Genomic DNA, 25278 nt, shown 5'->3' with positions numbered 1-25278 from the left:
GGCTGACTGTTCTGGTTCCCCCTGTTTTTGATACCCAGTTTGTGAGGTCGATTATGTACCTTCCCCAGGAAATCATCAGAAAGAAGCGCGACAACATTGCGTTGACGTCTGAAGAAATTAACTTCTTTATCCAGGGCATTGCGAAAGAGACGGTTTCTGAAGGACAGATTGCCGCATTTGCCATGGCAGTGTACTTCAATGACATGACCATGGATGAGCGTGTGGCACTGACCTGTGCAATGCGTGATTCAGGCATGGTGATTGATTGGTCACACATGCATTTTGATGGTCCTATTGTCGATAAACACAGCACCGGCGGTGTGGGCGATGTGACGTCCCTGATGCTTGGGCCAATGGTCGCCGCATGCGGGGGCTATGTACCCATGATTTCAGGCCGCGGTCTGGGTCATACCGGCGGTACGCTGGATAAACTGGAAGCGATTCTGGGTTATAACATCACGCCGACCAACGACGTTTTCGGCAAGGTGACCAAAGAGGCGGGTGTAGCGATTATCGGCCAGACCGGCGATCTGGCACCGGCGGACAAGCGCGTGTACGCGACCCGTGATGTGACTGCGACCGTCGACAATATTTCCCTGATCACTGCTTCCATCCTGTCGAAGAAACTGGCAGCAGGTCTGGAGTCGCTGGTGATGGACGTAAAAGTCGGCTCAGGTGCCTTTATGCCGACGTACGAAAAATCCGAAGAGCTGGCGAAAACCATCGTTGCTGTGGCGAACGGTGCAGGCACCCGGACCAGTTCACTGCTGACTGACATGAACCAGGTGCTGGCATCAAGTGCGGGTAATGCACTTGAGGTGAAAGAAGCCGTACAGTTCCTGACAGGCGAATACCGTAATCCTCGCTTGTATGCTGTCACTATGGCGCTTTGCGCAGAGATGTTGATCATCAGTGGCCTGGCGAAAGACAAAGACGAAGCCATGAACAAACTGCAAGCCGTGCTGGATAACGGCAAGGCGGCAGAGTGTTTCGGCAAGATGGTAGCAGGCCTGGGCGGCCCGCTCGATTTCGTTGAGAACTATAGTAAATATCTGGCAACAGCAAACGTAGTGAAACCTGTGTTTGCCAGCCGCGCGGGGTTTGTCTCCGCGATGGACACCCGTGCGATAGGCATGGCTGTCGTTGGCCTTGGCGGTGGACGCCGTGTTGCAAGTGATATTATTGATTATTCTGTGGGCTTTAGCGATGTTATCCGTTTAGGGATGCACGTTGACAGCACCACGCCGTTGGCGGTAGTACATGCCAAGGATGAAGCAGCATGGCAACAGGCTGCAGCAGAACTTCAGGCTGCGATGCGCATCGAAGATGAAGCGCCACAAGCCACCCCTGAAGTGTACCGTCAGATCGGCCCACAAGACGTCTAAGGAGGCGATCATGAAACGAGCGATTATTTTGGTACTGGATTCTTTTGGGATCGGTGCAACTGAAGATGCCCACAAATTTGGTGATGTGGGCGCAAACACTCTGGGTTCTATCGCGAAAGCGTGTGCAGCGGGTAATGCAAACAATGACGACCGCCAGGGCCCGTTAACGCTGCCCAACCTCAATGCACTGGGGCTGGGTAAAGCGTGTGAAGAGTCATCAGGCTACTTCCCGGAAGGTCTGGATCCAAACGCTGAGATCATCGGTGCCTACGGCCACGCGGCTGAGCTTTCTTCCGGTAAAGATACGCCATCCGGTCACTGGGAAATTGCCGGTGTCCCTGTGCTGTTTGACTGGGGTTATTTCACCGACAAAGAAAACAGCTTCCCGAAAGAATTGACCGACCGCATTCTGGCGCGCGCCGGTTTGCCGGGCTTTTTGGGTAACTGCCATGCATCAGGCACCCAGATCCTTGACGATCTGGGTGAAGAGCACATGAAAACCGGCCTGCCGATTTTCTACACATCAGCAGACTCGGTATTCCAGATTGCCTGTCATGAAGAAACCTTCGGTCTGGATCGCCTGCTGGAGCTTTGCCAGATTGCCCGTGAAGAGCTGGAAGACTACAACATTGGCCGTGTGATTGCGCGTCCGTTTATCGGTCCGGGTAAAGGTCAGTTTGAGCGTACCGGCAACCGCCGTGACCTGTCTGTTGAGCCACCTTCAGCGACCGTGCTGCAAAAGCTGGTTGATGAAAAAGGCGGGGACGTGGTGTCTATCGGTAAAATTGCCGATATTTACGCACATTGCGGCATCACCAAGAAGGTGAAAGCAACGGGTCTGGAAGCCCTGTTTGACGCAACAAAAGCAGCAATTCAGGAAGAGGGTGACAACCAAATCATCTTCACTAACTTCGTTGATTTCGACTCACAGTATGGCCACCGTCGCAACGTGGCCGGCTATGCTGCCGCACTCGAGTATTTCGACAAGCGCTTGCCTGAGATCATCGAGATGCTGCGTGATGACGATATCCTGATCCTGACGGCAGACCACGGCTGTGACCCAACCTGGACAGGTACCGATCACACCCGTGAGCACATTCCTGTGCTGGTGTATGGTAAGCAAGTAAAAGCAGGCTCTCTGGGCCGCCGTGACACCTTCGCAGACATTGGCCAGTCTCTGGCGGCGTACTTCGGTACGTCTGACATGGAATACGGAAAATCTTTCCTGTAATTCCCACATTAAATTCCGGTCGCAGCCTGACGAAGTGCGCTGCGACCCGATAAGCATCGGTTACGGCCGACATTTGATCAAAAGGAAATAAAAAATGGCAACTCCACATATCAATGCCGAAATGGGTGATTTTGCAGATGTAGTTCTGATGCCAGGCGATCCGCTGCGCGCAAAATACATTGCAGAAACCTTCCTGGAAGACGTAAAGCAAGTTTGTGATGTTCGCAACATGTTCGGCTTCACCGGTACCTACAAAGGCCGTAAGATCTCTGTTATGGGCCACGGTATGGGTATCCCGTCTTGCTCAATCTACGCGACTGAGCTGATCAAAGACTTCGGCGTGAAGAAAATCATCCGCGTGGGTAGCTGCGGTGCAGTACGTGAAGACGTAAAACTGCGTGAAGTGATCATCGGTGTTGGCGCGTCTACAGATGCGAAAATCAACCGTACCCGTTTTGGCGGCCACGATTTCGCAGCGATTGCAGACTTTAACATGACCCGCAACGCGGTAGATGCAGCGAAAGCAAAAGGCATCAACGTACGTGTGGGTAACATCTTCTCAACAGACCAGTTCTACTCTCCAGAACCAGAATTCTTCGACACCATGGCGAAGTACGGCATCCTGGGTGTGGAAATGGAAGCCGCAGGTATCTACGGTGTGGCAGCGGAATACGGCGCGAAAGCACTGACTATCTGTACTGTGTCTGACCACATCAAAACTGGCGAGCAAACGACCTCTGAAGAGCGTCAAACCACGTTCAACGAGATGATTGAAATCGCACTGGAATCTGTTCTGCTGGGTGACGCAGAAGAAGCGTAAAGCCTGCTGACAGACCGCAATGAAAAAGGATGGCTTTGGCCATCCTTTCAGATTGCTGACTAACCCCGCTTTTTCAAGCGGGGTTTTCTTTTGTTAGCGGCCGAAGGCCGCGATCGCGCTATTTTTCCATATTGTTATGTTCAGGCTGCTTTTAGCCCATAGACGCTAAATTGCGTCACTATCTGGACTATTTGCCGTGTATTGAGCCCGATTTTTCGAAGATAAGCCTCCAGTAAGGCTATCTTCTTGATGTTTTGCGCTGCTGCCGCCAACCAGCATTGGATTTGTACTTTCAACAGACCACGGAACCTCGCATAGCGATGGCCATGATGTTGTTTGGCATCTGCGAAGCTTCGCTCCACCGTCTCTGCCCGTCGTCGGTACACTTTCTTTCCCCAGGCTGTCAGCCTCAAGGCATTGGCATTCTCTACCGATTTCTCGAACAGGTGCCGGGTTATCACCCGTTTGTGATTCTTGCTCTTGGTGCAATCATCGCGCAGCGGACAGGTTTTGCATATCTGTGGGTCAGAGTGATACTCGCGGTATGCCTGACGGTTGGTGGTCTTGTAAACCAGCTCCTGTCCCTGAGGACAGAGATAGCGGTCCGTCTCTTTGTCGTAATGAAAGTGCTTTTTCTTGATAGGATTCTTCGTACGGTGCGGCCGGCGGTATCCCATCACCGGCAGGATTTGGCGCTGCTCCAGTTCATGGCAGATAGTCGCGGTGAAGTAACCGGCATCAAGCCCGGCGGCAACAGGCGAGAGCGTAAAGCGCGCTAACGTGGTATCCAGACGGGCGATATACGGTTGGGCGTCATTCACATTGCCTGGCGTGACATGGGTGTCGAGGATGATGCCGTGTTTGCCGTCGACGGTGCGATGGTCAAGGTAGAAGAAGCCCTGTGGTTTTTGGTCCCGTGTCATGAACCCGCTGTCTGGGTCGGTGGTGCTGACTTTGGTGTTTTTCTCAATGTGACCATCTTTCGGTTTGAGTGGGCGTTTTCCTTCTGCTGCACGGTCAGCGTCAACCGCTTCATCTAACAGCTCGGCATAAGCACTGACGTTTTGTTTCACCAGTTCGTTACGGTATTTACGCTTGTTGGCATTGGCTTTCAGGTGAGTGCTGTCGGTAAACAAGACGCGTCCCTCGACCATACCTTTGCTCATCGCCTGTTCGACGATACGGATGAAGATGCGTTCGAACACGTCGGTATCATTGAAGCGACGGCGGCGATTCTGGCTCAAGGTGGACGCATCAATCACCTTTTCAGTGAGTGACATGCGAAGGAACCAGCGGTAAGCGACATTGACCTCGATGTCTTTGACGAGCTGGCGTTCACTTTTAACACCGAAGAGGAAGCCTAGGAGCAGGATTTTGAACAGGCGAACGGGGTCTATCGCAGGACGGCCATTGTTGTGGCAGTAGAGATGGGCGACTTCGTCGCGGATAAACTCAAAGTCGACGGCAGCATCGATTTTGCGAACAAGATGGTTTTTGGGAACCAACTGTTCGAGTGTCACCATCTCGAATTCATATTGCTGAGGGCCAGGGTCTTTAAGCATGTCACCACATCCATGATTGATTTGCTTATCCCTTATTAGATCAAAGCCCCAGCCAAATGGCCAGGGCTTTGTCAGCAGTCTGAAAGGATGGCTTTGGCCATCCTTTTTGCGTTCTGGGGAAAATTTCTTCTAGAACCTAGAACCTAGAACCGCTCTTCGCTCTGCTAGTCGTTACTCTTCAACAGAAACGTCGAGCGCCATAAATCGCGGCGGTTGGCAAAGGTGAAAATCAGCAGGGCACCGGTGGCAATGGCCACCAGTATCATCGCGCGCACCAGATTAATGCTTTGTTCAAGGCGGTTTGAGGCGGCCTTGATCACTTCCCCATGTTCCAGCGTGATCCGGATAAAGCCGGATATATTGCCGTTTTCGGCAATAGGTTCCACCAGTTGCTGGCGGCCAATGCTGGCGACTGATAGTGGGGTATTCAATCCAGTAAGCTCTTCCAGTGGCATCGCACTAAGCGAGCTTGCCACCCGTTTCCCCTTGATATCATAAACCGCTGCATCCAAGATCAACGGCTCGCTTTGCAAGTGGTTGACTAACGTCTGGAGTGACGCTACGTCGTCACTGACAAGTGCCGTGTGCGCTGTTGCCGCAGCCTGACGGAGAATGACGCGGGACAGTGATTCTGTCTGGTCATAAAGCATTTTGTAATTGCGGTTATTTAATTGATTACTGTACATAAACAGCATCATTACTGTGGAAAAACAGGCGACCACAACAATGAATTGCCAAAGCCTTTTTAGGCGTTTTCTATTTATTTGAAGCATAAACTGTCCAAGCTAAGGCGGTATCTAACGTGTCACCACAACAAAAAGAGTAGGGTGCTACACGCTCTGGCTCAGTTTGCGGTTCTGACTGGAAAAAAGCAAGCTGCCGCTGTGCTGTGATCACTGGCACTCTTTGTTATAGTAAGGTCATCTCTTAAAAAGGACTTTATGCAATGGGTGCACTATCTGCTTATCCGATCAAAAAGCACGTTAAATTGTTGAACCGATTTCCCGCTATCCGGGATTTTCGCACTTCCGATTGCCGTCTGGCGGGGTGGATCCTTTATGGTCACCATATCAGCCCGGGTGCACTGGAAGATCTGTCGTTTTTCCTTGGCGAAGACGTATTACCGCTGACAGGCTGGACAGTCGGTCCCTATGACGTATTGCTGATGCGCGGCCCGTTGACTCCAGAGGTGGTGAAGCTTTGTGATGTGCTGGCACTGGATTGTGCCGGGCTTGATAACATTCCGAACCTGTACGAGCCGGGACTGGCGCTGTTTGATATGGACTCGACCGCTATCCAGATTGAGTGTATTGATGAAATCGCCAAGCTGGCCGGCGTCGGCGAGCAAGTCGCTGAAGTGACAGAGCGGGCAATGCGTGGGGAGCTCGACTTTGAAGAGAGTTTGCGCCAGCGTGTTGCGACACTCAAAGGCACCGATGTTTCTGTACTTGAGCAGGTACGTGACAACCTTCCTTACATGCCAGGCATGAAATCGTTGACGGCCTCATTGCAAGCCAGAGGCTGGAAAGTCGCCATTGCCTCCGGTGGCTTTACCTGGTTTTCTGACAAGCTGAAACAAGACTTGTCACTGGCCTATGCCGAATCCAACCAACTGGTTATTGAGAATGGCAAGCTGACCGGAGAAGTAGCTGGCCGTGTGGTTGATGCCCAGCGTAAAGCGGATATTCTGGTCGATTTAGCAGAATGCTATGAACTGATGCCTGCCAATACCCTTGCGGTGGGGGACGGCGCGAACGATTTGGTGATGATGTCCGCAGCAGGCCTTGGTATTGCCTATCATGCTAAGCCGAAAGTGCAGCAGGCGGCGCAGGTAGCTATCCGCCATGCGGATTTAGGGGGCGTGCTTTGTGTGTTGTCGACGTCCTTGCTGCCTCAGCGCCTCGGATGGTAAGCACGTTTTGATGCAAAGCGGAAGGGATGTAGCGAGACATCTCTTTTTATCCCCAACGATGTGTTATCCGCCGATCTCCAGGCGGCGCAACACTTCATCAGTAATGTCGCTCATCTCGCCGTAGGCACAGAGAGCGGTGAATTCCACTTCAAGTTGCCGTGCCCGTTGTGTCGAACGGCGCAGCAGTGGTTCTAACGTTTCCGGTGTCAGCCATTGGTTGCCGTTATCCAGAGGTTGTAGCCAGTTTCTTACCGCAAAAAACTTACCGCGTTTTCTCGCCTGAGAGATAAATATCTTACGTGCTTCCGGCGAACTGAAGCTTTCCAGTGGGCGGGAAGTTATGTCAACCATGGTTCCGTCAGTAAACGTCGCCGCAATATAGAACTCATGGCATACCTGTGTCTGGCGGTTGCGCAGACGGGTTACTGGGGTAGCATATTTTGATAGATGCTCGCCAAGCACCGCGCTCAGCGACATCATGCCGGAACCTGCACTTTTTTGCAGAAGACGGCTTAACTCATTACCCGGGAAGTTTGCGCCAATGGCAGAGACGTGAAGTGTCTCGTTGCGGCGGGCGATAAAATACGGCGTGGCAGACAGGCGTGTCAGCAGCATCTGGTGCATAGCATGCAGCAGCGGCGCATCCGGCAGGTGTTCATTGTCAAGCAGCAGTTTGTGCTGGTTATGTTCAATCAGCCTTTGCAGGTAATGACTGCGGTGTTTGCTGTACCTGTCTTTTAACAAGGCCAGTTTGATATTGATTCTGTCTTCACTGATCTGCACGACTTTGTATGGCACGTTTCCGAGCGGTGCCGCTGGATCGACGCGTTTCAGTGCGGTAAACGTTACCGACACTTCCTGGAGTTTGCTGCCGGTGAACGGCTTGTCGAGCTCGACATTGAGGCCTAGGGTGGAAAAGTCGATGGTTTGTCCTTGCAACTCTCCGCTCAGATGATGAAGAAGGGTAATTTTAGTCCGGTGTTGATAGCGTGGTTCTTTACGCTGTGGCGCCAACATTGAAGGCATTGCCTCAATGGGCAAAATCGGGTCGCGTGGGTGCACAAACGGGTTGAGTTGTTTGGCAGAAAGTTTGGGTTTTACCGGGATACGGAAATCGCCGTTTATCGACGACAGGGTCAGATCCTGGATGGTCGCGATATGGGTCATTTCATCAATTTGTTGAATGTGTGCCGGTGAGGTTTCCTGTAAGCGGCGTGCATCTTCTTCGCTGATCCTGGCCATGGTCACACGAAGCACGCGCCATGACGGACGTGAACTGCCCACATGCCAGAAAAGGTGTCGCAGTTCTGTGTTCAGCTCTGTCGGACAGGCAGAAAAGAAGAAGAGTTTCTCCCCTTGCTGATGGCTAAAGCAATACACCAGGGTTTCACAGCTGGTCAGGCCATCCAGTGCAAGGTATTGCAAGCGCTTTTCAGAGAAAAGTTTGTCTATAACCGGTTGGTTACGTTCATCGTGCCAATAATCCCAAATCGCCCGATTCTGGTCGGTCAGCAGGCAGTATCTTAGCGTGTTACCGCCAAAAAACAGGGGCAGAGAAGGGGTCTGTTCCAGAAATACCTGCTCATACGCATGGGAGCGGGTTGTCAGGAACTTGTCTTCATTTTCAGTGCGCGAGGCCAAATTGCTCGTCAGGGACTTAATCTCAATGGCCCTTTTTACTGCGTCCGTACTGCTCGTCAAACGCAGGCGAAGCCGCTGAAAGCTGTCACCATGGAGATTCAGTTCAATCCCTACTACACGGTAATTCAGCCCGGTAAACAGCTCATGTAGTTGACACTCATCACCCAACTGTGGGAAATAGACCACCAGCATTGATCCGATTTCATAGTGGAAGGATGCGGGCAGTTTGATTTGCATGCCGGAGTTAGAGATATCAATTGTTGCACCGTTGACATCGGTACCATCCGGCAAAAAGGCTTGGATGCGGGTTGAAAGCTGGAGCCGGCTTTCACTGCGTGAGAGATAGTGACCAAAACGCAGCGGCACAGCAGCAAGGGTATTGGGTGACTCCAAAACCCGCATACTATTCTGGCGCTGGAGCTCGCGGTAGCTGTTTGGGGTGTTGTGGAGTTCTTCCCAAAGCCCCATTACCATTTTGCCTTGATAAATATCGACACGGCGGTGATACAGGTTGATGGCGACATCGTCCATCCAATGATTGATGCCATGCAGGAAATAACGGCGGCATTCGCCTACCACTTTCCCCCTCAGATCGACAGGTTTACGGCAAGGGGACATCAGGCGATATACTTCCATTTTAATGATTAGACGTTCGGAAGCGTTTTTATTGGGGGTGAGTTTTGACAGCATGGCATCAAAAGCTCCTTGCTCATACAGGGGGAGTAGCTGGTCAAACAACGCCTTATCGTGGTCCTTCATCTCATTAAAGTCTGCTAGAATCTTGCCATATTTAACGGCAAGCAGTGCCTACAGTTTACCCCTTTTCCCTTCTGGGACGTGAAGTTATGCGCAAATTTGTGTGCAAGACACGTATGAATTGATAACAGGAGACGTCATGGCGAAGACAAAACGTGCTTACGTGTGTAACGACTGCGGGGCGGATTACCCACGTTGGCAGGGGCAATGTTCCGCCTGTGGCGCATGGAATACCATCACTGAAGTACGTTTGGCTGCGTCCCCTACAGTGGCACGCACTGAAAAATACGCCGGTTATGCCGGGGCAACAGAGGCCAAGGTGCAGACGCTGGCGGCGATTGACCTGCAGGAAGTGCCGCGCTTTACCAGTGGTTTCAAAGAGCTTGACCGTGTGTTAGGCGGCGGCATTGTGCCTGGGGCTGCCATCTTGATTGGCGGTAACCCGGGGGCAGGTAAAAGTACGCTCTTGCTGCAAACTATGTGCTGGCTTGCCAGCCAGATGCCAGCGCTGTATGTCACCGGTGAGGAGTCGCTCCAGCAGGTGGCAATGCGTGCCGAGCGTCTCGGGTTGCCCAAAGACAAGCTCAAGATGCTGTCTGAAACCAACGTTGAGACCATCTGTTCGATTGCACGTATTGAGCAGCCGAAAATCATGGTGATTGATTCGATTCAGGTGATGCATTGCGCCGATATTGCCTCGGCACCGGGCAGTGTGGCGCAGGTGCGTGAATCGGCAGCGGCGTTAACGCGCTATGCCAAGCAGCACAATGTGGCGATCTTTATGGTGGGTCACGTGACCAAAGACGGTACTCTGGCTGGTCCGAAAGTTCTAGAGCACTGCATAGACTGCTCCATTTTGCTTGACGGTTCCAGCGACAGCCGTTTTCGCACCCTGCGCAGTCATAAAAACCGTTTTGGTGCAGTCAATGAACTGGGGGTGTTTGCGATGACTGGTCAGGGGTTGCGTGAAGTGAGCAATCCTTCGGCAATCTTCCTTTCGCGGGGAGAAGAAGCCACCTCTGGCAGTTCTGTGATGGTGCTGTGGGAAGGAACCCGCCCGCTGTTGGTTGAACTTCAGGCGCTGGTTGATTACAGCCAGCTTGCCAACCCACGTCGTGTGGCTGTCGGTCTTGAACAAAACCGTTTGGCGCTGCTTTTAGCGGTATTGCACAAACATGGTGGGCTGCAAATGTCAGATCAGGATGTGTTTGTCAACGTGGTGGGTGGCGTGAAAGTCACGGAAACCAGTGCCGACCTTGCGCTTTTGCTGGCACTTATATCAAGCTTTCGGGACCGGCCGTTGCCGCGTGATTTGGTGGTGTTTGGCGAAGTTGGCCTTGCCGGTGAAATCCGTCCGGTGCCCAGCGGTCAGGAAAGGTTGATGGAAGCGGCCAAGCATGGTTTTCAGCGCGCGGTGATACCGATAGCGAACGCACCGAAAAAAGAGATACCGGGCATGAAGGTATATGGCGTGAGCAAGCTTTCTGACGTGCTGACCGTGCTTGATGAAATGGACTAACCCATAACAGAAAGCCAAACGGGAAAAGTGCCATGTCAGATAGCACTTTTCTGGTTTTGCCGGTTACTCGGCTGATGCAATGGCCATGGTGGTGTTTTCGTCTCTTTTCGTGATCACAGTGCCTGTTTGGGTAGCCGCACCGGCAGCGAGTTGTACTTGGGTGGCAACCAGACTTTCTACGATCTTCACCAGGTTGGTCCACGTCACTTTTTCTTCTTTTTTGAACAGGGACTCGAAGCTATCCGGCGTCCAGGCAATAAAGTGTCTTGGGTCCAGCGCACGGCCCAGAAAACGGACCTCATAGTGAAGGTGAGGGCCGGTAGAGAGGCCGGTATTGCCTGACCAACCAATCAGGTCGCCTTTTTTAACGAACTGACCGGTATTGACGTTGAACTTATCGAGGTGCGCGTAAAGCGTCATAAAGCCAAAAGCATGGTCGATTTTCAGAAGGTTGCCATACCCTGTTTTGCGGCTGGGGCGCTTGTATTCCACCACGCCATCAGCAGGGGCATAGACCGGTGTGCCAATGTCTGCGGTTAAGTCCAGACCCAAGTGAAATTTTTTGTTGCCGGTAACAGGGTGGGTTCGCGAACCGTAGCCCGATGAACGGCGATAGCTTTCAATCGGTTTACCGCTTGGGATCAGTTGCAACATAGTGGCACGTACAGCGGAGTTGATAGCTGCGACATCCAGACGCTCGGCAAGCGGCAGTAGTCCATCACTGTCTTGTTCCAGCCCCAGTACTTCTTCCACAGAAGAGACGCGTAAGGTGAGGTAACTCAACTGACTGTCTTTTTCCTCGATGGTTTGCGCGTATTCTTCTTCTTTGTTGTTGATCAGTTGCTCAAGTTGTTGTCGCTGTTGTTTCAGATCTTCTAACTGACCGACGAGCTCAGAGCGCTTCTCCTCCATGTCTTTCAGTGTTACTTCGGCAGTGGTTGAACGGTAGTTGAGGTAATAAATGGCGGCAATACTTGCCACAATGCCCGCCAACAGGGTAACGAAAAGTGAAAGCAACACTTTTTTCAGTGATGGGGAAAGTACAAAGTGGCGGGAACCATTCGTATGAGAAATAGCAATTCGGATATTATGAGGCATGGTACGACTACTTCATGTCTATGCGCGTTGTTTGATCGCCGGGTTATACGGTATCTTTCAGGTCTGTCAGTTGCGCCAGTTCACGATGGAGCAAACTGTCATTGCCGACGTTGAGTTCAACCAGGCGTTTAAGGTGGCTGGCACTGTCGATATCAATGTGGTCTATCTGGAAGCTCAAGTATTCACCTCTCTCCTGGACCAGCTTGAGATCCATCTCCAGCTCGATATCTGATTCATGCAGCCTAAAGCGCACATCGTAGTCTTGATCGTTTCCAGCTTCCCAGTCTTTTGGCATAGCAAGCAGCGCCCCTTTCAGAGAAAGATCGAGTACATTACTTTCCCATGTTTGGTTGCCCTGACTGATGGTGGCCGGTGTACGGTATACCACGCGGGAATATCTACGACGTTCTGTCATCTCATTTATCCTTAAATCCATTTACACCAAGTGTAGGAGAGTCGGCGATATATCTCTACTTCGACGTTTCGTCTCCATGATGTTTTGCGTGTCTTAATGGTAAGTCGGCAGCGATGGGGTAGTGTCTCACTGATGTTTAGAAATAAAAAAGGGTCGAGAGAAACGACCCTTTTTAACCCGATGATCTTTATTTGGTCACGCGTTTGTATTTGATACGGTGTGGTTGTGCTGCCGCTGCGCCCAGGGTTTGTTTCAGCCACTCACTGTATTCAGCGTAGTTACCTTCGAAGAAGTTCACTTTACCTTCGTCACGGTAGTCCAGAATGTGGGTTGCGATACGGTCAAGGAACCAGCGGTCGTGCGAAATCACCATGGCACAGCCAGGGAACTCAAGCAGTGCTTCTTCCAGTGCACGCAGAGTTTCTACGTCCAGGTCGTTGGTTGGTTCGTCAAGAAGCAGTACGTTACCGCCTGCTTTCAGCAGTTTCGCCAGGTGAACACGGTTGCGCTCACCACCGGACAGCTCGCCGATACGTTTTTGCTGGTCACTGCCTTTGAAGTTAAAGCGTGAGCAGTACGCACGGGCAGGGATCTCAAAATTGTTGATGCGGATGATGTCGGCACCTTCTGAGATTTCCTGGTAGACGGTGTTGTTGTCATCCATATTGTCGCGGAACTGATCAACGGAGGCCAGTTGTACCGTTTCACCCAATTCGATCGTACCGCTGTCAGGCTGCTCAGTGCCGCTCAGCATCTTGAACAGGGTTGATTTACCCGCACCGTTGGCACCGATGATGCCGACAATCGCTCCTTTGGGTACGCTGAACGACAGATCATCAATCAGAACACGGTCGCCGAATGACTTGGTCAGGTTTTTCACTTCGATTACCTTGTCACCCAGACGGTTACCTGGCGGAATGAACAGTTCGTTAGTTTCGTTACGGCGTTGGTATTCCGTGGTGTTGAGCTCTTCAAAGCGCGCCATACGGGCTTTTGATTTTGCCTGACGGCCTTTCGGATTCTGACGAACCCATTCCAGCTCTTTTTCAATGGTTTTCTGGCGGGCTCTTTCAGACGCCGCTTCTTGTTTCAGGCGCGCTTCTTTTTGTTCCAGCCAAGAAGTGTAGTTGCCTTCCCATGGGATACCTTCACCACGGTCAAGTTCCAGGATCCAGCCAGCGGCGTTATCCAGGAAGTAACGGTCGTGCGTAATGGCAACCACGGTACCGCTGTAATCGACCAGGAAGCGCTCCAGCCAGCCTACAGATTCGGCATCCAGGTGGTTGGTCGGTTCGTCCAGCAACAGCATGTCAGGTTTTTCAAGCAACAGGCGACAGATAGCGACACGGCGGCGCTCACCACCGGACAGATGCTTAATTTTTGCATCCCATTCTGGCAGACGCAGTGCATCGGCGGCGCGCTCCAGCGCATTATCAAGGTTGTGGCCATCTTTCGCCTGGATCAATGCTTCCAGTTCACCTTGCTCTTTTGCCAGCGCATCGAAGTCTGCGTCAGGCTCTGCGTATGCGGCGTAAACGGCGTCAAGGCGCGCAAGGGCATCAACCACATCAGCCACTGCTTCTTCGACGGTTTCACGCACGGTTTTCTCTTCGTCCAGTTTCGGTTCCTGAGGCAGGTAACCCACTTTGATGCCCGGTTGGGCGCGGGCTTCACCTTCAATATCGGTGTCGATACCCGCCATGATGCGAAGAAGGGTGGATTTACCTGCACCGTTCAGACCCAATACGCCGATTTTGGCTCCAGGGAAAAAACACAGGGAGATGTTTTTCAGGATCTGACGCTTCGGTGGCACAATTTTGCCAACGCGCGACATGGTATAAACGTATTCAGCCATTCTGCTCGCGTTCTCTTGTCACTAAATGGAAATAATCAGCCCATTATTCTACCTGCTTCGCTGGCGCATTGTAACAGTGCAGGCCTTCAGTACTCACTGGATGTGGTTGAAGTATAGTTTTTGGGAACCATTTGCCAGGAAGATAAACAAAAGAGAGAGAGCTGTGTTTCAATATCCTATACCTAATGTCCAACTTGTTACTTTTTGGTTTTGCTTCAGGGGGATACATAAAAGAATGGGTCATTTGACGGGGAGGCCCCTAAATTCCGGTCGAATCAGGCACATTAGGTATAAGCTTTACCCTAACCGCAAAGGTCATCAGGCCCTTATAGAAAAACCAATAACGAAGAAGTGTATAAAAAGTCAGTGGATAGAATTTACCGTTCAGTGCCCATCGGTGTGGTGTTGTTTCTTGGCAGCATTGCTCCGGCATCGGCGCTCTCGGTTGATGAGCAGCGCACCCATTATGAAAAAGCCATTGCCGCTATTGAAAGAAATGATATAGCCACCTTTTCCCGTTTGAAATCCGACGTTACCGATTACCCGCTTTATCCGTATCTCGACTACCGCGATTTCATGCGTGACATTAACAATGTCAGCAGCGAAGAGGTGAATGCATTTTTGGCGAAATATCAAGACTTGCCTTTTACCAGCACGGTCAGGGCGCGGTATATCAGTGCGTTGGCATCGGAGGGGAAATGGTCGCAGCTGTTGGCTTTCCAACAGGATGCACCGCGTGGTGAAAGCTATCAGTGTCATTATTATTATGCCCACAGTCAGGCAGGAGATAAGGCGCTGGCGCTTTCCGGGGCAAAATCCCTCTACCTGTCAGGCTCTTCGGTTGACAGCGCATGTGACAAATTATTTGAATACCTCGATGATAACGGCAAGCTGACCGATAACCTGATCCTGGAACGCATGCTGCTGGCGTTTGAGAAGCGAAACAACGCCCTGATGCGTTATCTTGAAAAGACGTTGGGCAGTGCATCTGCCAAGCGCCGGGCTCAAGATGTAATCGCGCTGTATGACAAACCACAGGGCGTGGCGGATTTTTCCAAGAAAAGCAAAGTGACGGCGTTTAACCGCCATCTGACCAAAATCAGTTTTGAGCGCCTGGCCAACAGTGATCCCGAAGAAGCCGTCAGGCAGTTTACGCGCACGGTGGAAGGGCAACATTACGACAGGCATGAGCGTCAGAAGATGGCGGATTATCTTGCCGGCCGTTTGATGTCTACTGATGACAAAACACTGGCTGCATGGCGGGACAAGCAGCTTAAGCAGTCGGTGAACCCATCCCTGCTTGAACGCCGGGTAAGGGCGAGTCTGGTAGAAGCGGACTGGGATGAAGTCGGCCGCTGGATGACGGTGATGCCTGAGAAACAACGCGCTCAACTGAAGTGGCGTTACTGGCAGGGGCGAGTGTTATTATCACAAGGCAAAACGTCGCAAGCGAATGCTTTGTTTGAATCTATGCTGGGGGCGCGTAATTTTTACAGCGTTGCTGCTGCCATACAGCTGGACCGGCCTATCGATATTCCCTATCAAACTACGCCCTTGAATGTTGATGTCCTTGCGCCATTTAATGATGCCCTGATGCGCGTCGGTGAACTGTTAAAGCAGGACAAGCTGACTGCCGCTAAACGGGAGTGGCATTACATGCTCCAGCGTGCCAACCTGGCGCAGAAAGCAAACCTTGCGGCTTATGCGTCTGATAAGCGGTGGTATCACTTGTCTGTGCAGGCCACGATTGCCGGTAAGCTTTGGGAGCACCTGGAGTATCGCTTCCCTGTTGCACACCGTTGGTGGTTTGAGTTTTTCAGCAAAGAGCGAGAGCTGCCCCTGACAACCCTGCTGGCACTGTCACGTCAGGAAAGTGCCTTTTACACCGGTGCAGTGTCTCCGGTGGGGGCCCGTGGCCTGATGCAATTGATGCCGGCTACCGCCAAAGAAACGTCCAAAAAACTGGGTGTTCGCTACTTGGGGATACCGACTCTGCACGATCCTGGGGTCAACATCCGCCTCGGCAGTGGTTATTTGCGCATGCTGCTAGATGAGTTTGACCAGAACCGTATCCTGGCATTTGCTGGGTACAATGCCGGCCCACACCGCGCTAGGCGCTGGTTGGAAGAATCTGGCGGTAATCTCGATGCCATTGCGTTTATTGAATCGATTCCCTTCCGGGAGACCCGTGGTTACGTCCAGAATGTGCTGATGTATGACATTTACTACCGAAAACTGCTGGGGTTGCCATTGCAGTTTCTGACAGAAAGTGAGGTCAAGCGTCGCTATTAGCACACGAAAGCTAAGACTCTGACGTAGATAGGATATAATGCGCAGGTTGAGTAAACCTGATCCCCATGAGGTGACCATGAAAGCAACCCCGGAGTATTCTGACTGGCAAGACGTGCTGGATTTGATCCACAGAGCAAGTGAAACCGGGCGCGAAGCTGAATTGCTGAAAATGCTGCTGACCCAAGACGAACGTAATGCGTTGATCGCACGGGTGAACATCGTTAATGAGTTACTGAAAGGGGAAATGAGCCAACGCCAACTCAGCCAGATGCTGGGTGTGGGTATCGCCACTATCACACGCGGATCGAACGAGCTGAAACAGCTGGATGATACGCAAAAGCAATGGTTGCAGAAGCTGTTGGATAAGTAAAGTGCAGGAAGAGAAGGCCCTAGGAAAAAGAAAAATGCGGCAACTGTCTATTAGCAGTGTCGCTTTTTTATTCAATGTCGTCTGCAGGACCCAGGACCCAGGACCCAGGACCCAGGACCCAGGACCCAGGACCCAGGACCCAGGACCCAGGACCCAGGACCCTTGAGGTCTATTAGTGCTCTTCCGTTGGAAACAACCCCGGATTCATAAACGGAATCAATGCCAGGATCAGCGCCTGGTGGTAGACCGAACTTCGGGTCAGCAGGTGACCGGTTAACATGCCAATAGCCCCGCCTTTCTGTTTTACGTTCTGTTCATTGAACATTTCATCCATTACATCGCCGAGTTCTTTTCCTTCTTCCAGCATTTTCAGGGCGGCCGGTGGCAGGGGAACTGACGCTGAACGTGACTCGCCCACCCGGTTGGCTGATTCCACCACCACCCAGGCAAACGTGTAAGGGGCGTCTAAACCTGCTTCGACACCGACATAGAAGTTGCCGTCTATGACCTGTTTGGCGTTATGAATACGGTTACGTGCGCCCGCCAGCGTCTCTTCGCTGGTCATGGGCTGGTCGGCAACACCGCTGGGTACTGACACACCTTCGAAGGTCATGTCATTGTTGGGAAACACATCTTTGAAGGCAGCTTCAACGGCGGCGATTTTTGCTGGATTCAATGACGTGACGATCACTTTAGTCATGGGATTGTTGTCCTGGTTTCTCGTGTTGTCCGTTTTTCGGGGAATAGCTGAATAGCCGAAAAGGCAGCGCCAGCAAACCTGTCAGCCACACCACATGCTTTTCTTCCTGCTGGCTTTTTATGCCAATGGTCATGCTGTCGTGGCCGTCTTTGGGCTGTGCGCGGTAAGTGTTAAACAACCTGTCCCAGACAGCAAGATTAAAGCCGAAGTTGGAATCGCTCTCGTAACGATGGATAGAGTGGTGCACCCGGTGCATGTCAGGCGTCACGACTACTTTCCTTAGCCAGCGATCAACAGAAAGGGGCAGGGCGACATTGGCGTGGTTGAATAGCGCCATGCTGCTTAAGATTACCTCAAACAGGATCACCGCTACCGCAGGCACCCCCAGTATTGCGATGGCAACAAATTTGATCACCATGGAAAGCAGGATTTCGAGCGGGTGGAAGCGCGCGCCGGAGGTCACATCCAGATCGCGATCGGCGTGATGAACGGCGTGAAGCCGCCACAGTACCGGAATGGTGTGAAACAGTTTGTGTTGGAACCAGATAAGGCCATCCAGCAGCACAATGCTGAGGATCACTGACAGCCACAGCGGCAGGGGAACCAAGTTGAAAAGGCCGATTCCCTGGTCTGAAATCCAGACAGCGAAGCTGGCAGCCGCCACTGGAAAAATGAGGCGGACGGCCGCGGTATTCAGCATCGTCAGTGCAAGGTTATTCAACCAGCGCTTTGCCTTACTGACCGTCAGGATACGTTTGGGAAACAGCCATTCAACACTGGCCATCACTCCGAAGATGATAAGAAAGGTTAACAGCCTGAAAACAGCTTCTTGTGATTCAATAAAACTTAGCACGGATGTACCTGCGTTTGGATATATTGGGCAGCTTAACACAGATACAGGAACGGAAAACAAAACGGGTATTTTCGTCCGTGGCGTTGGTGATTTTGACATCGATATTGGCGGCATGCGCAGTGAGTGCGGTGCTCATTACCCATCAGAGTAGTCAGTTTTTCATTTTTTGCGCAATTGGGTCTGGCTGCTGTCTAAGCCTTCCTGGAGGCACGTCAGCTCAACATGGGTGACGACACGGTTCCGGCCCTGTTTTTTCGCCAGATATAGAGAAGAATCTGCGGCCTCTATCAGTGCTTCGACGGTGTCAAACTCCGGAAAAGTAGCTATCCCGGCGCTGAGTGTGGCGTAGAATGTTTCTGGGCCATTGGAAAACGGTGTTTTTGAGAAGGTGTTGCGGAATTCATCAATCAGGCGCAGGGCGATGTCTGCCGGAGTGTCAGGCAAGATCAGAGCAAATTCTTCACCGCCGTAGCGGGCACTGGTATCGGTTTTCCGGAAGCGATAGTTGAGCAGACGGGCTACCCCTTTGATCACTTTGTCACCAACCGGGTGGCCGTATTGGTCATTGATTGATTTAAAGTGGTCAATATCAATCATCACAAAGCTTATCGGTTTTTTATGCCGGCACGCACGGGACAGTTCCCGTTCAAGCGCCATTTTCAGGTTGGAGTGATTCAATAATCCGGTCAGGCTGTCCCTGTCCATCATTGCGCTTAATGCGCGGAACCGGCGCGCCCGGATAGAGACCGCCTGGGCCAGGTGGAGGTCATTGATGGGCTTGGTGAGAAAGTCATCAGCCCCGACCTGTAAGGCTTTCATCTGTAGTTTCAGATCCGTTTCGCCGGAAAGGTACACAATAGGCACATTGGTGTGTACGGCATGCTGGCGTATCACACTTGCTGCTTCCACTCCGGAGCAGGTCGGCATGTACAAATCCATCAGCACCAGATCGGGTTGGAATTCACTAAGCGCATTCAGCAGGTGCTCCGGATGGCTGACAACGCTGGTTTTTATACCAGCGCCTTGCAGCACTGTTGCGTAATGTTCCGCCAGTATGTGGTCATCCTCCACAATCAGCACCCGGTACTGCTCGTTGTGGGTGTCCCAAAGCGAGTCGAGAATGCTCAGTATGTCATCGTATTCCACCGGCTTTTGGAAGAAGGTAAATGCCCCTGCACGTGCTGCCTGGAGACGACATTCCCAGCAATCGTTGGCACTCAACACCACCAGCGGAATACCGCTGCTTTTTCGCCACACTCTAGTGACGGCATCAAGCAGGGTGAAGTCGTCCAAATCCACAATCAGGACGGAAGGCAGTACCTGGTCGAGTGCCTCTTTGAGCGCCTCGGCGCTGTCCAGAAGCAGTACGTCGTAATCGATATATTGCAGTTGCTCTGCCATTTCCCTTGCATTTTCAGGGGTTTCGGCGACCACATAGATACGTTGCCTGGCGCGTTCTTGCTCATGGATCAGGGTGACTTCGCCATAGGTGAGATTTTCCGGGTAGTTAGGTTCGATTTTCGCGATGTCATCCATACTGTTAATCAGTCGGGTGAGGTGGTTGGCTTTCTCTGGATGAATAGGTAAACCGTTGTCTTCGATATGCTGTTTAAGCAAGACTTCAATATCACGGCTACATTCGCCAAGGTCGACAAACCCAAGGGTGGCAGCGGTGCCAGCCAGCGTGTGGGTTTCTATCAACAGCGCTTCAAGTGCATTACTGTGGGGATCGTCAGGGTATTGGATTTTTTGCCATAAGGTTTTGATCCGATCGGTCCGTTTGGTCACTTCCCGGGCAAACTTGGCTTGCTGGTTCTGAAACTTTTTTATCTGGGATGGTTTCATACACTGTGCCCTGCCATGAGGTTTTTAATGTCTTCTGCCAGTGACATAGGATCAAACGGCTTGCTGATTATGCCGATAGCACCGCAGTCATGGTATTCCGCCATTTCAGAGGATTGTACTTTTGCTGTCATGAAAATCGCTGGTGTGCTTTCAAGGTGTGGTATTTCCCTGAGGTATTTCAACGTGGTGGGGCCATCCATGTCCGGCATCATTACGTCCAGCAATAACAAATCCGGGGCCGAGAGTGCCGCCTTTTCGATGGCTTCATTGCCACTCACACAGGACAGCAAGACGAAGCCATCGTCTTCCAGTGCCATTTCGGCAATGTCGCGGATGTCTTCGTCATCTTCCACGTAAAGCACGGTTATTGGTTTATCCATCACATTGCCTTTCTGGGAACTGTTTTCTTAATTATAAGACGGAGTTCTGACTTGAGTTGGTTAAAGTTAAGTGTTTGTTTTTCATAACAGGCCATCACAATGTCGGGCAGTGAGATATCTACCTCTTGATCGGTGAGTAATACTGTGGGTATCTGTTTGTTTTGCAGAAGATTCAAGGGGTTTTTCACTGCTTCCACAAAGGGATATTCGACGAAGGCGACATCAAAGGTCTGTTGCGTCATTGCGTGTTCGGCTTGAGAAAGGGTATCAACCCCTACAATATCCGCATGGTGCCTGAACTGTGTCCTGAGCATTGCCAGCAGTGTGTCATCTATACCGATAAAAAGGATTTGTTGTGCATTGAACTTGATGGTGCCTTCTGGCCTTATCTTTTCCGTAGCATGGTTCTCATTCGGCAAGGTGAAGAAAAACGTTGCGCCCTGTTTGGGGACAGAAAAAAAGTGCAGTTGTCCTTTATGTGCCTCAATGATGGATTTTGCGATGGCTAGCCCTAATCCTGTCCCACCCACACGGCGAGTGTCTGAACTGTCAGCTTGAGAGAAGCGGGTAAAAAGGTGTTCATGAAACTCGGGGGGAATACCGGCGCCGTGATCTGTGATCTCAACGCGAAAACTGCTCCCTTTGTTCGCCAACGTGACGTCAACTTCTCCGCCGGGCTTAGAGTACTTAATAGCATTAGACAGTAAATTAGCCATCACCTGTTGCATACGCGTGGAATCCGCGTTGATATAGGCTGTTTCGGTGTCGCTCTCAAAGGTGATTGTGATCTGGTGATGTTTGGCATACCCGGTATTGTCTTCGATAGAGCGGGCAATGATGGAGTAGAGGTTGCAACGGTTAAAGTGATATTGCATGGCGCCGGACTCCAGCTTTTCGATATCGAGGATGTCGTTGATAAGCAAGGTCAGACGTTCACAGTTACGCAGCGCCAGGGTCAGCATTTTCTGGGTTTTATCCGGTAATTCCCCGCTGAATTTTCCGAGGATGATTCCGAGTGCTCCACGGATAGAGGTTAAGGGGGTGCGCAGTTCATGGCTGACGGTAGCAACGAATTCATTCTTCATGGCTTCGTCTTTTTTACGCGACGTGATGTCACGAATGATGCCAGTGAACATGGGGTTCCCTGAGACCCGCATTTCACTGACAGACAATTCAGCAGGAAACGTGGACCCATCTTTTCTCATGCCAACCACTTCACGACCGATCCCGATGATTTTTGCCTGTTTGCCATTCATAAAACTTTCGAGGTAACTGTCATGCTCGCTGGCAAAAGGGGGAGGCATCAATATGTTGATTTTCTCGCCAATGACTTCTGTTGCGCGATAACCGAAAAGGCCTTCTGAGGCGGGGTTGAAGGTGGCGATGTAGCCATGGGCATCAATCGTAATAATGCTGTCTACAACAGTGTCAACGATGGCCTGTACCTGACTTTGGCCTGAGAGGCGCTCCTCTTTGATGTTCTGTTCATTGATACGGTTTATTTCCTGTGTCGCCAGGTTGAATGCATCAGCCAGTGTGGCGATCTCCTTATCAGCCTGAAGTGTGTTGATAGGATAATGTCCTTCTTTCACTTCTCTTGCCAACGCGACAATTGGCCATGCCATCTTGTTTCCAAGACGACGGGTGATAACGACAGCAGGTATCAGGGCAATCAGAGCCAGAATGCTGAAGCTGGTCAGCCAGGATAAGGTTTCTTTCAGCAGGGCGGAATAGGGTTCGCTGAGTGTAACGGAAATACCAAACGGGCTTATAATCAGTCCGTCGGGTGGGTGTTTTGATACCTGAATGCCCGGTTTCGTCATGTCGCCACCTGATACCATCCAGCTCTCATTGATTACGATTTGGTAGTTGTGGTCGATATTTTCCAACACTGGGGCCGTGAGGGCTGCCATGTTGATTCTTGCGATAATTCCTCCTTGCACGGCGCCGTAATAGACAATGGGCTCAACAATATAGAAATTGTCATTTTGGAGCATGATTTCACCGGTTCCCATCGACAGGGTATTTGAGACCATCAGGGCATTAAACCACTCGGCTTGTTGAGCGCTTTGAGAAAGGAAATTTCCGGCGTAATCGAAAAGGTGAGCTTCCTCAATGGCAGTATGCAAGGTGAGATCTTCAAGAGCATGTTCGAAGTAGTAACCGCCACCATTAATATCAATCAGGCTGTTAATTGATAACTGGCTTTGTGCAGTGCGTGAGACAGCACGTTGCTGTGTTGAAAGTTGAAAGTTGAGTAACTGTAACGTATTGGAGGCATCGGCATTCAGATCCTGTTCGAGCTGGCGCTGAATCCGAAACAGCTCTATCACTGTTGTTGCCCCTACAACCAACAACAAAAAGGTCACCAAAAGTGACAGGATAAGTTGTGAAAAGCGTGTTGAGATGCTTGGGTTGGCCGACATCAGCGAGAGGACTCCAGAGGATGTAAAGTCCCGTTTTTGTAAAACGCAAACAGGTAGTCATCTTTAGTCAACGCATCCTGGGTGCGTTTAAACGGAGAGTGGTAGGTTTTCATCACCCCTTGGTAATACTCAAGCTGGGTCATTTCCTTTTGTATCTCAGCCATGTCCGTTGAACCGGCCTTGTTGGCTGCGATGGCCAGCATGTGCATCAGATCGTAAGCATGCGCGGTGCCGGATGGGGCAAAGATATCTGTGCCTTTCGTTGTGCCATAACGGTCGTGGTAGCGCGCCATTAAGGCATGAGCGGCGGGGTTGTCATTACCGATAAAGGAAAAGGTTTGTAAGACCCGAAGATCTATCTTTTTTAGGGCATTGGCAGAGCGTTCTGCAAACGTTGAGCCAGTGATCCCCCAGTGGGAATAAACCACCGGAGGATTTTCATACCTGGCTAATGCCGTCACAAATTTTTCACCTTCCACGGCATTTCCCACAAAAATAATGGCCTTGGCACCTCTGTTAATCAGGTTTCGTACTTTGGTTTCCATGTTCTTTTCTCCCCAGTCGAACCACTGGACTCCTGTCGGCTGGTGTTTTCGTTTTTCCATCTCTTTTGAAAGCCCCTTGAAATTGCTGCGTCCCCAGCCGTTATTGACTAAGAAAAAACCCACTTTGTCAGACGCTTTTAAGGCACCTTCAAGTAAAAACTGCGCGGCATATTCGTCTCTTACTGAGACACGAAAAACAAAATTGGGAGCATATCCATTACTGACAATTGGGGTTGCTGCAGCCCAGGGGACAAGCATCAGCATTTTTCGCTCATGCAGAAGATTGAGCTCGGCCAATACCACAGGGCTGCTGATGCCGCTGAATACCGCAAGCACATTGGGGGCCTTGGAAAGCAGCGCAATGTTGTCGAGGCCACGGGAAGGAACCATGGAGTTGTTTCTGACCATCAGCCGGACTTCCTTTCCGAGAATGCCGCCTTGCTGGTTAATTTCCTCTAAGGCGAGTTCAATACCCCGGCGGATAGCCAGTCCTGATAAGGCAGCGCTGCCAAGCATGTCGGCATCAAGGGCAACAATCAGGTTGTCAGGGGGGAGGGTTTCCCAGTCTGTTTTTGCCTGAATGACTTGCTCTAGCATCGCAGTACCAAACTGCATTCTCTGGTGTTCAATCACATGGGCAGAAGCGGTTTTCATCCAGGCCAGCAGTGCGTTGGAGGGGACATTGATGACACCGTCTTCCCTCAGGCTGAGCAGTGCCAGTTTTTCTTTCTGGTGCGCGATGTCGTACTGGAACGTTGATGCAGCCTTCGCGGCATTGTCGATGATATGAAACAGCTGTTCGGGAAGCTTATTTTTCGTTTTGGAAGACATCATCAGCAGAAGCGTTTGGTGCCCATGGCGGGTTAAATTCACCTGCAGATTTGACTTTCGATGGGCGGACAGTTGGGACAGCGTTATTTCCTCGCCATCTAAATCCCCATTGGCATAGGCTTCGCTGACCCTTGCTTTTGAAATGGGTAGGGTAAGCCCACCCCAGCTACTGAACTGCTCGCGAAGTACGGTACTTTCCACGATCCTGAAGCGTTTGTTCAGAAACTGATCTTTGCTGCTGAGGGGGACGTTGGTGACGAGTTGCTTGAATCCACCGTCCCAGAAAGCTAGCCCAACCAGGCCGTAATCCTGGAGTTTGGCCAGCATTTGGCGGCTGGCGTTACTGGCGTAGACACGTCGAACTTGATGATGTTCGGTGAAGAAAAAAGGCAGATCAAACAGCTCAATGGCCGGATACAGGTGCGACACCTTGGCGCTGGGGACGACGGTGAAATCAATGTCCCCTTTCTTTAGTGCAGCAATCCGTTCACGCTGGCCTAATGTTGCTTTGCCGCTCAGCACATTGAGGACAAGTTGTCCGTTGGATTGTTTTTCTATCAGTGACGCAAAATAGTTGACGGCTTCGTATTCGGCAGCGGCGGAAGTCGATGATAACGCAATGGTTAATCTGTGTTTGGTAGGAAGTGCTTGTGGCGTGTTTGAGCCCGGTTTCGTTCGGCTATCGCAACCTGTTAATAATATCAACAGCATGATCAGGGTGAAGATGCCTTTCCCCACGGCGATGTTTTTCATGCCATACCCTCTGATGGTTGCGCACTCAGAAATTGTTCAATTTTTTATCAAAGATTAGAAATGAGGCAGATGTTTTTCCAGTGAGGAAG

20 protein-coding genes are annotated in these 25278 nt (G+C 51.2%); 7 read left to right on the top strand and 13 right to left on the bottom strand.

Annotated elements, in window-relative coordinates; all coding sequences use genetic code 11:
- Nucleotides 1–53: 53 nt before the first annotated feature.
- From deoA to deoD, 3 genes are all read left to right on the top strand, one after another.
- On the top strand, nucleotides 54–1385 hold the full coding sequence (gene deoA / locus AC6IB1_RS13745; protein WP_497567124.1) for a thymidine phosphorylase: 1332 nt from the start codon (nucleotides 54–56) through the stop codon (nucleotides 1383–1385).
- Between the two features lie 10 nt (nucleotides 1386–1395).
- The gene (locus tag AC6IB1_RS13740; RefSeq protein ID WP_497567123.1) at nucleotides 1396–2616 is read left to right on the top strand and encodes a phosphopentomutase; all 1221 of its coding nucleotides are present in this window, start codon (nucleotides 1396–1398) and stop codon (nucleotides 2614–2616) included.
- Between the two features lie 94 nt (nucleotides 2617–2710).
- Nucleotides 2711–3436: a purine-nucleoside phosphorylase gene (gene deoD, locus AC6IB1_RS13735; protein ID WP_497567122.1), complete on the top strand. Its 726-nt coding sequence runs from the start codon at nucleotides 2711–2713 to the stop codon at nucleotides 3434–3436.
- Nucleotides 3437–3576: 140 nt separating this feature from the next.
- On the opposite strand, the gene AC6IB1_RS13730 is transcribed toward deoD, so the two are convergent.
- Both AC6IB1_RS13730 and AC6IB1_RS13725 read right to left on the bottom strand, forming a co-directional pair.
- Nucleotides 3577–4998, bottom strand: a complete 1422-nt coding sequence (locus tag AC6IB1_RS13730; protein WP_497567121.1) for an IS1182 family transposase — start codon at nucleotides 4996–4998, stop codon at nucleotides 3577–3579.
- Nucleotides 4999–5162: 164 nt separating this feature from the next.
- Nucleotides 5163–5771, bottom strand: a complete 609-nt coding sequence (locus AC6IB1_RS13725; protein ID WP_005503833.1) for a YtjB family periplasmic protein — start codon at nucleotides 5769–5771, stop codon at nucleotides 5163–5165.
- 173 nt (nucleotides 5772–5944) lie between these two features.
- Here AC6IB1_RS13725 and serB point away from each other — a divergent pair, with 173 nt between their 5' ends.
- Nucleotides 5945–6910 carry a phosphoserine phosphatase gene (gene serB / locus AC6IB1_RS13720; RefSeq protein ID WP_497567120.1) on the top strand — a complete coding sequence of 322 codons (966 nt, stop codon included), beginning with the start codon at nucleotides 5945–5947 and terminating at the stop codon, nucleotides 6908–6910.
- A gap of 63 nt (nucleotides 6911–6973) precedes the next feature.
- Here the strand turns inward: serB and AC6IB1_RS13715 are convergent, their stop codons facing one another.
- Complete coding sequence (locus AC6IB1_RS13715; RefSeq protein WP_497567119.1) at nucleotides 6974–9310, bottom strand: PilZ domain-containing protein; 2337 nt, start codon at nucleotides 9308–9310, stop codon at nucleotides 6974–6976.
- Nucleotides 9311–9446: 136 nt separating this feature from the next.
- On the opposite strand from AC6IB1_RS13715, the gene radA reads away from it, so the two are divergent.
- Nucleotides 9447–10826 carry a DNA repair protein RadA gene (radA, locus tag AC6IB1_RS13710; RefSeq protein WP_497567118.1) on the top strand — a complete coding sequence of 460 codons (1380 nt, stop codon included), beginning with the start codon at nucleotides 9447–9449 and terminating at the stop codon, nucleotides 10824–10826.
- 63 nt (nucleotides 10827–10889) lie between these two features.
- Here the strand turns inward: radA and AC6IB1_RS13705 are convergent, their stop codons facing one another.
- The 3 genes from AC6IB1_RS13705 to ettA all read right to left on the bottom strand — a co-directional run bounded on the left by AC6IB1_RS13705 (nucleotide 10890) and on the right by ettA (nucleotide 14194).
- The gene (locus tag AC6IB1_RS13705) at nucleotides 10890–11924 is read right to left on the bottom strand and encodes a M23 family metallopeptidase (RefSeq protein WP_497567117.1); all 1035 of its coding nucleotides are present in this window, start codon (nucleotides 11922–11924) and stop codon (nucleotides 10890–10892) included.
- 43 nt (nucleotides 11925–11967) lie between these two features.
- Nucleotides 11968–12339 carry a PilZ domain-containing protein gene (locus AC6IB1_RS13700; protein WP_497567116.1) on the bottom strand — a complete coding sequence of 124 codons (372 nt, stop codon included), beginning with the start codon at nucleotides 12337–12339 and terminating at the stop codon, nucleotides 11968–11970.
- Nucleotides 12340–12526: 187 nt separating this feature from the next.
- Complete coding sequence (gene ettA / locus AC6IB1_RS13695) at nucleotides 12527–14194, bottom strand: energy-dependent translational throttle protein EttA (protein ID WP_497567115.1); 1668 nt, start codon at nucleotides 14192–14194, stop codon at nucleotides 12527–12529.
- A gap of 366 nt (nucleotides 14195–14560) precedes the next feature.
- Between ettA and sltY the strand changes: the two genes are divergently transcribed.
- Complete coding sequence (gene sltY, locus AC6IB1_RS13690; RefSeq protein WP_497567114.1) at nucleotides 14561–16486, top strand: murein transglycosylase; 1926 nt, start codon at nucleotides 14561–14563, stop codon at nucleotides 16484–16486.
- Between the two features lie 76 nt (nucleotides 16487–16562).
- The gene (gene trpR, locus AC6IB1_RS13685) at nucleotides 16563–16856 is read left to right on the top strand and encodes a trp operon repressor (RefSeq protein ID WP_497567113.1); all 294 of its coding nucleotides are present in this window, start codon (nucleotides 16563–16565) and stop codon (nucleotides 16854–16856) included.
- 172 nt (nucleotides 16857–17028) lie between these two features.
- On the opposite strand, the gene yjjX is transcribed toward trpR, so the two are convergent.
- From yjjX to dctP, 7 genes are read right to left on the bottom strand one after another with little or no spacing between them, the layout of a single operon-like run.
- The gene (gene yjjX / locus AC6IB1_RS13680) at nucleotides 17029–17556 is read right to left on the bottom strand and encodes an inosine/xanthosine triphosphatase (protein ID WP_497567112.1); all 528 of its coding nucleotides are present in this window, start codon (nucleotides 17554–17556) and stop codon (nucleotides 17029–17031) included.
- Complete coding sequence (locus tag AC6IB1_RS13675; RefSeq protein WP_497567111.1) at nucleotides 17549–18409, bottom strand: sterol desaturase family protein; 861 nt, start codon at nucleotides 18407–18409, stop codon at nucleotides 17549–17551. The genes yjjX and AC6IB1_RS13675 overlap by 8 nt, the downstream gene beginning before the upstream one ends.
- Complete coding sequence (locus AC6IB1_RS13670) at nucleotides 18393–18545, bottom strand: hypothetical protein (protein ID WP_497567110.1); 153 nt, start codon at nucleotides 18543–18545, stop codon at nucleotides 18393–18395. The genes AC6IB1_RS13675 and AC6IB1_RS13670 overlap by 17 nt, the downstream gene beginning before the upstream one ends.
- Before the next feature lie 23 nt (nucleotides 18546–18568).
- Nucleotides 18569–20254, bottom strand: a complete 1686-nt coding sequence (locus AC6IB1_RS13665) for a diguanylate cyclase (protein ID WP_497567109.1) — start codon at nucleotides 20252–20254, stop codon at nucleotides 18569–18571.
- A complete protein-coding gene (locus AC6IB1_RS13660; RefSeq protein ID WP_497567108.1) occupies nucleotides 20251–20634 on the bottom strand; it encodes a response regulator in 384 nt (127 codons plus the stop codon). The genes AC6IB1_RS13665 and AC6IB1_RS13660 overlap by 4 nt, the downstream gene beginning before the upstream one ends.
- Entirely contained in the window at nucleotides 20634–23060 is a 2427-nt protein-coding gene (locus AC6IB1_RS13655) for an ATP-binding protein (RefSeq protein ID WP_497567107.1), read from the bottom strand. Before AC6IB1_RS13655 ends, AC6IB1_RS13660 begins: the two co-directional genes overlap by 1 nt.
- Complete coding sequence (dctP, locus tag AC6IB1_RS13650; protein ID WP_497567106.1) at nucleotides 23060–25189, bottom strand: TRAP transporter substrate-binding protein DctP; 2130 nt, start codon at nucleotides 25187–25189, stop codon at nucleotides 23060–23062. Before dctP ends, AC6IB1_RS13655 begins: the two co-directional genes overlap by 1 nt.
- Nucleotides 25190–25278 lie beyond the last annotated feature (89 nt).

Source organism: Grimontia sp. THUN1695 (genome assembly GCF_059704325.2).
Note: the sequence above shows the minus strand (reverse complement) of the source record. Positions and strands in the feature narration are given on the sequence as shown.